This is a genomic window from Halomonas sp. TD01 (genome assembly GCF_923868895.1).
In the GTDB taxonomy this organism is placed as follows: domain Bacteria; phylum Pseudomonadota; class Gammaproteobacteria; order Pseudomonadales; family Halomonadaceae; genus Vreelandella.
Genome location: NZ_OV350343.1, coordinates 3,846,098 through 3,854,438, shown reverse-complemented (window position 1 = coordinate 3,854,438; position 8,341 = coordinate 3,846,098). Strand labels below are relative to the sequence as shown.

Genomic DNA, 8,341 nt, shown 5'->3' with positions numbered 1-8,341 from the left:
ATAAGTGCCTTTAAACTGGGGGAAGGCTTATGAGTTCAAAGGGCACATGGTTAGAGGTGATAAAAAAATATCGCGTCTATATACTTTGGTTTATGGCTTTCCTTTCTTTTTTAAACGCTGCTTTACGTTTTTGGGGAGAGTGGGAGTATTTTGTTGGTGTATTGGTTGGGCAGCTTTTTTTTGGGCAGGCGGCACAATCTTATTTTTACGATAAATATATTTCGTTTGGTGGCGGTGGGGTGAGAGTGGAGGATGGGAGTATGCCAAGATTGATAGCGTTTGTTTTGGCACTGACGGGTTATTTTGCGTTATTCCTGTTCAATGGATACCCATGGGGGTAGGTTGCCAACGACGCGATTTTCACCGACCTCGCCAACTACGATGCACACTAAGCACCGGCAAAGGCCTCTCCGGCATCGGCCGGCGACGCCAGTAGCATCACGGTTGCCGCCATCAGCGGCCTGGCGGGCAATCAAGACGCCCGCACCGGCGATGCAGACACCGGCATTGCGCCGATCTTCGATGCAGAAAGCGTCAGAAAAGACGTGCAGGCCCAAGCCACGATTACCCAGGAATTTGGGTCGCGGGCGAGCAAGTTAGTCGGCGACACTGCCCAAGCCAAGCTCGAGGAAGCGCAACTCAAACGCCTGCAAGCCGACGCAGCTCAGGCCGCGGGCGACACAGAGCGCGCCAACCAACTCAACGCCCAGGCCGATCAGCTACAAAGCGACTGGGGCGACAACGGCACCAAACGCCTGGCCGCCCACACCGCCATCGGCGCACTGACAGGTGGTACGCAAGGTGCCACGGGGGCCGCCGTGGGTACCCTCAGCGCCCCGGCCATCGCGAGTGCCCTGAAAAACGCCGGCCTCGACGACACCCTCACCGACGGCCTCACGGCACTGGCCAGCACCGCTGCCGGTGCAGCCACGGGTGGCACCCAAGGCGGCGCGGCGGCGTTTAATGAGGTGGTGAATAATTATCTGAGTCATCAGGAATCGCAGCGGTTGCAAGAGATTGATCAACTGCTCGAGGACGATGAGCAAGCGCTATCAGAGACTCAGCGCCAAGCCCTGGAGGAAGAACGGTTAGCGATTCGTCAGTTGGACCGCTCGCGAGATGACGCACTGGAAACCGCTTGTGGCCAAGGTGGTAGCGCGGCTGCGTGTAGCTACGAACGCTCATTGCTAGAGGCCGCCTTCAGTAGTTGGCAACCCGGTGATGTTGACCGAGAGACCTATTCTGACTACCAGCACACCGCCACCTTGTGGGGAGAACACCAGCAACAACGCATGGAGCATATTGGCGCTGAAGCGCTGACGGATATGGTGGTCGATTCAGCCACCGCCCCGTTGATCCTCGGCCAGTTAGCCGGTCAAGCCGCGTTGGGAGACGAAGAATCCCGAGCGATCCTGCGCGAGATGGGCAACGAGATCAAAGCGTTTGCGGCCAACCCCGCAGAACACATCAGCGAGAACAACCGAGAGCAACTCGCCCACGCCGATGCCCTAGAGCAAGCCGGGCAACGAGACGAAGCCGACAGGCTGCGCATGCGCGTCGCACTGGAAAACCAGACGATGATTATGGGCGCAGGCGGCCTAGCGGCGAGTTTGCCGAAGGTGGCGAGTAGTATTGCGAGCAGGCCTGGGAGAGTGGGGCTGGATGGGAGTGGTGTGACGCAAGATGTGCCCAACCACGGAGTAAGACCCGGTGCAACAGATGCAGAGGCGAGCGGCGCTTCATATTATGATCAATATAGAAAGGCTGATGGCAGTGGCTGGGATTGGCCTGAAAATATGGGCTTTTCTGAAAAGCCAACTGAATCAACTTTACCTGTCGGAACCCGCATTGATCGATATGGCTCGCCTAATGGTGCATTTATGTCACCGGAGGGAACTCCAATTGATCATAGGGCTATGGCACCTGGAAGCTTGGCAGAGCCGCATCATATATATGAGGTTCAAAAGCCCTTACCTGTTATACAGGGTGAAATTGCACCGGCCTTCGGTCAGCCCGGCGGAGGAACGCAGATGTTGCCCAACCTTCCTGACAGGGTGAATGTACAGTGGCTGATAAACGAGGGCTATTTGAGGAAGGTGAACTAGTATGACTAGCCAAATCAATGATATTAAAAATAAAGTTTTCACATTGGGTCAGAGAATTAATGCTCCCAATTCACTTGTTGTGATCTCGAATATTTCTCCTCAAAATGGCAAGCCGCATGTTGAGATAACTAATGGTGAATATCGATACGTGACGGAAGAGCGGGGAGTGGTTTTTGATGAAAAAAGAACTGCATGTTTGGATGAGTTGTTTTATTGGATATTTAGAGATGTGACAGCTCAAATGGCTCAAGATTACGAGTGTGAAAACAGGAAGAATGATCAAGATTTTCGGCGCATTATGTTTGACAAGCAACTTGAACTTCTAGGGGGATTGTCAGCTAAATGGCGGCTTTGGAGAAAACAAGAAATAGAAGAAACCTTAGCTAGAAACCCATTTGTTGATATATCTGCAGATTATCCTTCTAAAGGTTGATTTTGAAGTCCTGCGCCACAGCGAAGAGATCGGCAGCGTGATCACTGGCGGCGGGGCGATTAACCTCACCGCCGGGCAGGCTATCAACCTGCGCGCCGCCACCGTTGACGCTCAAAGCGCGTTGGCCCTGAACGCCATTGGCGGCGATATCACCCTGGAAGCCGGGCAGCGTACCGAGAGCCTGGCCGAAGGGCATAGCTCAAGCGGCGGTGGCCTGTTCTCCAGCAAAACCAAGGTCACCCGCACCCACAATGCCAGCACTCAGGCACTGGCCAGCGAGCTGGGCGGCCAGACGGTCAGCCTTATCAGTGGGGAAGACATCCGCGTCAGTGGTGCCAACATCGTCGCCGACCAGGATCTGGGTATGCATGCCGGGGGCAACCTCACCCTCGATGCCGAACAGAACACCCTGAGCAACAGCCATTTCAGCCGCAGCAAAAAAAGTGGCCTGTTCAGCGGTGGATTTGGCATTAACCTCGGTAGCCAGCGGCAGATGACCGATGCCACCAATACCGCCACCTTCGTTGCCCCCACCACCGTGGGCAGCATCGGCGGCAACGTCACCCTCACGGCGGGTGACACCTACACCCAGATCGGTTCTGACGTGCTGGCCCCCAGCGGCGATATCCTGATCGGGGCCAACACGGTCAACATCCTCGAAGGCCGTGAGACCAGTAACAGCCGAACCGAACAGCGCTTCAAACAGAGCGGGCTGAGCCTCTCCCTCAGCAACCCCGTGATGGACAGCGCCCAAGGCATCAAGGGCCAGATTGACGCGGCTGGCAATACCGATAGCCCGCGGATGCAAGCCCTGGCAGCGGCCAACACCGCCCTGGCAGTGAAGGATATTCAGCAGCAGATAACAAACGGCAACGCCACCGACCTCAGCCTCAACATCAGCCTGGGCTCCAGCCAAAGCCGCAGCAACAGTGAAGCGAGCAGCAACACTGCCCGCGGCTCGACGATCACCGCCGGTGGCGACCTCGCCATTCACGCCCTCGGCCAAGGAGACGGCCAAGGCAACATCACCGTACAAGGCAGCCAGCTGGACGCGGGCCAACAGCTCCAGCTCAACGCCGTTCAGGATATCCACCTGCTGGCCAGCGCCGATGCCGTCTCCCAGCGCGACAGCCACAACAGCAGCAGTGGCAGTATTGGGCTGGGCATCGGCACGAATGGCATTGCCCTCAACCTGGACGCCAGCCGTGCCAAGGGCCACGGCAACGGTGACAGCACCTTCTTCAACAACACCCAGGTTAGCGCAGGCAATCAGGTCATTCTCAGCAGTGGCGGCGACACCGCCCTCAAAGGGGCCGTGGTCAGCGCCCCGCAAATCGCCACCAACATCGGCGGCGACCTGACCATTGAAAGCCTGCAGGACACTGCCGTCCACGATGAACGCCACTCAAGCAGCGGCTTCGGTGCCAGCATCCCGCTGACCGGCGGTACGCCCTCGCTCGATCTTGACCTCAGCCGCACCAAGCTCAACAGCGACTTCCAAAGCGTCAATGAGCAAAGCGGCCTGCGCGCTGGCGACGGCGGCTTCCAGGTCAACGTGGGCGGTACCACCAATCTTACGGGCGGGGCTATCACCAGCACCCAAACCGCGATAGATGAAGACCGCAACCGCTTCACCACCGCCGGGCAAACCGCCAGCGAGGCACTCGAAAGTGGTGCGCTCACCGTTAGCGATATCGCCAACAACGCCACCTATGACGCGGAAAGTATCAGTGTTAGCTTAAGCAGTGGTGGAAATGATAGCGGCGAAAGTAGCACCGGTCTCTCCGGCATCGGCACCGGCCGCGACGATGGCAGTGCCAGCAGGACCACCGAATCCGCCATCAGCGGCCTGGCAGGTAATCAGGACGCCCGCACCGGCGATGCAGACACCGGCATTGCGCCGATCTTCGATGCAGAAAGCGTCAGAAAAGACGTGCAGGCCCAAGCCACGATTACCCAGGAATTTGGGTCGCGGGCGAGCAAGTTAGTCGGCGACACTGCCCAAGCCAAGCTCGAGGAAGCGCAACTCAAACGCCTGCAAGCCGACGCAGCTCAGGCCGCGGGTGACACAGAACGCGCCAACCAACTCAACGCCCAGGCCGATCAGCTACAAAGCGACTGGGGTGACAACGGCACCAAACGCCTGGCCGCCCACACCGCCATCGGCGCACTGACCGGCGGAACGCAAGGTGCCACGGGGGCCGCCGTGGGTACCCTCAGCGCCCCGGCCATCGCGAGTGCCCTGAAAAACGCCGGCCTCGACGACACCCTCACCGACGGCCTCACGGCACTGGCCAGCACCGCTGCCGGTGCAGCCACGGGTGGCACCCAAGGCGGCGCGGCGGCGTTTAATGAGGTGGTGAATAATTATCTGCGGCATGATCAAGTCGATGCGTATATCGATGAGCTTGAAGGCTGTGTAGCACGTGGTGATTGTGACGAAGTTCAAGAAAAATTCCGGGCACTCAGTATCGCCCAGCAAGATGAACTGATTGCGCTATGTGCTACTGATGCAGAGGCTTGTACGGCAAACTATCAGAGCCTAGTCGAGGATGGGGAACAGTTCCGTGATGCACTGGATGGCTTTAGCGGCCGAGATATTCCCTGGCAGTTAGGATTAGATGCTGGGCCGCTCCTTAGCCAATATATGGAAGCTGAAGCCATTGTCTCGCAGGAAGGCTTTGCGCAGTACCTTCAGGAACGGCATGGGCTGGATGTTGAGCAGGCATCAGTTTTGTCTGCTGTGGCGGCGGGAGCGTTACCGTTAGGCAGTAAGCGCCTCCAGTTGAATCAGCCCAAAAATCCTTCTTACCAACCTGTTCGAAATGAATCGACAAACATTGGTGGACGTGAATACTCTGGTCATGCTCTTGATCGTATGCAGGATCGAGGTATCCTCCCGTCAGTAGTGGAAAATACGATCCGGAATGGGCAGTCCTACCCCAGCAGAGGAGGAACCACAGTTTTTCATAGCTCTGAGAATAATATAAGTGTTGTAATTAATCGTCAGGGTGATGTTGTGACAACTAGGTATGGTCGATGATATGAGTAGAAAGTACATTGAAGCTAATTCTGAAACTGCTCTGAATAGCATCTTTAACTTTGCTGATTTTGTCGCAGAGACAGAGTTTTTTGCCGATAAGGTGGATGTGAAATTACAAGAACAGTACGACCGCGCTTGGTTTGAGATGGAGTTGGTAAATTCATTGGCTTTGGCAGAGTGGGAGCAAAATGGCAGACCTAAGGAGTGGGGTGTGGTCTGGAAGGAAAAATATAAAAATGATGCTAGAGAAACACTTTGCGAGTTTTTAGCAGTGGTGAAAAAAATGACTTGATTAAGAGAAAAACTTATGGGAATAGGGCCCAGGTCAGCGCAGGCAGCCAAGTCATCCTCACCAGCGGTGGCGACACCACCCTGCAAGGTGCCGTGGTCAGCGCCCCGCAAATCACCACCAACATCGGCGGCGACCTGACCATTGAAAGCCTGCAAGACACCGCCACTCACAGCGAACGCCACCAAAGCAGTGGCGGAAGTCTCAGCGTACCGCTGATCGGCGTAGGGCAGCCCACCGCCAGCCTCAACGCCAGCCGCACCAAGCTCAATAGCGACTTCCAAAGCGTCAATGAGCAAAGCGGCCTGCGCGCCGGCGACGGCGGCTTCCAGGTCAATGTCGGCGGTAACGGGCGGGGCTATCACCAGCACCCAAACCGCGATAGATGAAGACCGCAACCGCTTCACCACCGCCGGGCAAACCGCCAGTGAGGCAATAGAAAGTGGTGCGCTCACCGTTAGCGATATCGCCAACAACGCCACGTTTGATGCTGAAAGCACCAGCGTTGGCCTCAGAAGTGGCGAAGGTAGCACCGGTCTCTCCGGCATCGGCACCGGCCGCGACGACGGCGACGCCAGCAGCACCACGGTTGCCGCCATCAGCGGCCTGGCAGGTAATCAGGACGCCCGCACCGGCGACGCAGACACCGGCATTGCCCCGATCTTCGATGCAGAAAGCGTCAGAAAAGACGTTGAGGCTCAAACCACGATTACCCAAGAGTTTGGGTCGCGGTCGAGCCAAGAATGGGGGGATTACGCCAGCCAGCAGGAAGCCCAGTTATGGCGTGAGGCACAAAACGCCAATGATCCTGAAACACGTGCTGCATTGCTGAAAGAAGCGGCACGTTGGGCGGAAGGTGGCGCTTACCGCACCTCGGGCCATACGTTGCTCGGCCTGGCCGGTGGCGGTGTGGACGGAGCGACGGGAGCACTGACCAGTTCAGTGCTCATGGCAGAAGTGGAACGTCTCACGGATGAGCTGAATCTACCGGACGAGGCGCGCCAAGGGCTTGAATCGCTCACTGCCACCCTGGCCGGTGCGGCGACAGGCGGCGCCCAAGGTGGTGCAATGGCGTTCAATCTTGATGTCAATAATCGCCAGTTGCATAGCTTCGAGCAATCCTTGGCGGAACAGCTGGCCGAAGGCAGCGAGTACACGCCAGAACAGATCGCCGATGCCCTCAGAGCCATGTACAACGACGAGTTGGAGGAAAGCCCAGGTTCCAACATCATCGTCGACTTACAGGATGTGACCGCCGTTGATGACACCTATTTTGACTATGGCGGTGACTGCGACGTCACCCCATCTTCAGTAGCACCCGGGTTTAGAGTCTGACGTTACTTTATCGTGTTTTAAAACCAGTTGCTCGGCATAGGCGGAAGGCGTTAATCCTCCCAGTCCTTTCTTCGGTCTTTCCTCGTTGTATTCCCGTCGCCACGCCTCGATGATGACTCTCGCGTGATGCAGGCTGGTGAACCAGTGCTCATTTAGACATTCGTCTCTAAAACGCCCGTTGAACGATTCGATGTAGGCGTTTTGATTGGGCTTTCCAGGTTCGATTAAAAACAGGGCAACACCACGTTGATGAGCCCACGTCAGCATGGCGCGTCCGCAGAACTCCTTCCCATTATCCGTACGAAGGGCACTTGGAAGGCCACGTTGTAGCACTAGATGATCCAGAATCCGTGTTAACGACAGCCCGTCAATGGCACGGTCAGGCACGATAGCCACGGCTTCATGGGTGGCGTCATCGACAATAGTGAGGTTCTTGATCACTCTCCCTTCCGCCGTGCGGTCAAACACAAAATCCATTGACCAGACCTGATTGGCAGCGCCAGGGCGGCCCAGGGGCTTGCGTTCAGACAGGGGAATCTTCTTACGCTTGCGTCGCTTTACCTGCAACCGAGCCGCCGCGTAGAGGCGTTCGACGCGCTTGTGATTGACCTGTTCACCGGCTTGACGCAGCTTCAGGTAGATCATGCCCGCGCCGTAACGACGATGTCGGTGTGCCAAGGCAACAATGCGTTCACGTAATGTCTCATTGCGGTCAGGAGCCGGTTGGTAGCGCAATGCACTGGCACTCATACGCATGACACGGAGCGCTCGGCGCTCACTCAGGCCACGTGACACCATAAAACGCACCACGTCTCGACGTGCCGGGGCGCTCACCACTTTTTTCTCAGCGCCTCGCGAGTGACCTCCATCTCCAATAGCGACTCCGCGAGCAGCTTTTTCAGGCGTCCATTTTCGGCTTCAAGCTCTTTCAGTCGCTTGGCATCGGGGACGCTCATGCCGCCAAACTTGCTGCGCCAAAGGTAATAACTTGCTTCCGAGAAACCGTGCCGACGACATAGCTCCTTGATGGGGAGTCCCGCCTCCGCTTCGCCCAAGAAGCCAATGATCTGTTCTTCGCTGAAACGCTTCTTCATGTCCAATCTCCTTAGCATAGGATCGGACTCTAAAGTGTAGCG

The 8,341-nt window shown here is 56.8% G+C and carries 8 protein-coding genes; 7 read left to right on the top strand and 1 reads right to left on the bottom strand.

The window, feature by feature from the left end; translation table 11 throughout:
- The first annotated feature begins 29 nt into the window (after window positions 1-29).
- The 7 genes from L1X57_RS17535 to L1X57_RS17505 all read left to right on the top strand — a co-directional run bounded on the left by L1X57_RS17535 (window position 30) and on the right by L1X57_RS17505 (window position 7,205).
- Entirely contained in the window at window positions 30-341 is a 312-nt protein-coding gene (locus L1X57_RS17535) for a hypothetical protein (RefSeq protein ID WP_009723706.1), read from the top strand.
- Window positions 342-545: 204 nt separating this feature from the next.
- A complete protein-coding gene (locus L1X57_RS17530; RefSeq protein ID WP_009723705.1) occupies window positions 546-2,105 on the top strand; it encodes a TNT domain-containing protein in 1,560 nt (519 codons plus the stop codon).
- Window position 2,106: 1 nt separating this feature from the next.
- Complete coding sequence (locus L1X57_RS17525; protein ID WP_009723704.1) at window positions 2,107-2,538, top strand: Imm63 family immunity protein; 432 nt, start codon at window positions 2,107-2,109, stop codon at window positions 2,536-2,538.
- Window positions 2,501-5,581 carry a hemagglutinin repeat-containing protein gene (locus tag L1X57_RS17520; protein ID WP_234667820.1) on the top strand — a complete coding sequence of 1,027 codons (3,081 nt, stop codon included), beginning with the start codon at window positions 2,501-2,503 and terminating at the stop codon, window positions 5,579-5,581. Before L1X57_RS17525 ends, L1X57_RS17520 begins: the two co-directional genes overlap by 38 nt.
- Window positions 5,571-5,873, top strand: coding sequence for a hypothetical protein (locus L1X57_RS17515; protein WP_009723702.1), 303 nt, complete (start codon window positions 5,571-5,573; stop codon window positions 5,871-5,873). Before L1X57_RS17520 ends, L1X57_RS17515 begins: the two co-directional genes overlap by 11 nt.
- Entirely contained in the window at window positions 5,870-6,259 is a 390-nt protein-coding gene (locus L1X57_RS17510; protein WP_009723701.1) for a hemagglutinin repeat-containing protein, read from the top strand. The genes L1X57_RS17515 and L1X57_RS17510 overlap by 4 nt, the downstream gene beginning before the upstream one ends.
- Window positions 6,207-7,205, top strand: coding sequence for a hypothetical protein (locus L1X57_RS17505; RefSeq protein WP_234667818.1), 999 nt, complete (start codon window positions 6,207-6,209; stop codon window positions 7,203-7,205). The genes L1X57_RS17510 and L1X57_RS17505 overlap by 53 nt, the downstream gene beginning before the upstream one ends.
- On the opposite strand, the gene L1X57_RS17500 is transcribed toward L1X57_RS17505, so the two are convergent.
- Window positions 7,179-8,299 (bottom strand): IS3 family transposase gene (locus L1X57_RS17500; protein ID WP_409559424.1). Its coding sequence is split into 2 segments (ribosomal slippage): window positions 7,179-8,041 and window positions 8,041-8,299, totalling 1,122 coding nucleotides; the frame shifts between segments, so codons are not numbered across the junction. The genes L1X57_RS17505 and L1X57_RS17500 overlap by 27 nt on opposite strands.
- Window positions 8,300-8,341: the final 42 nt, after the last annotated feature.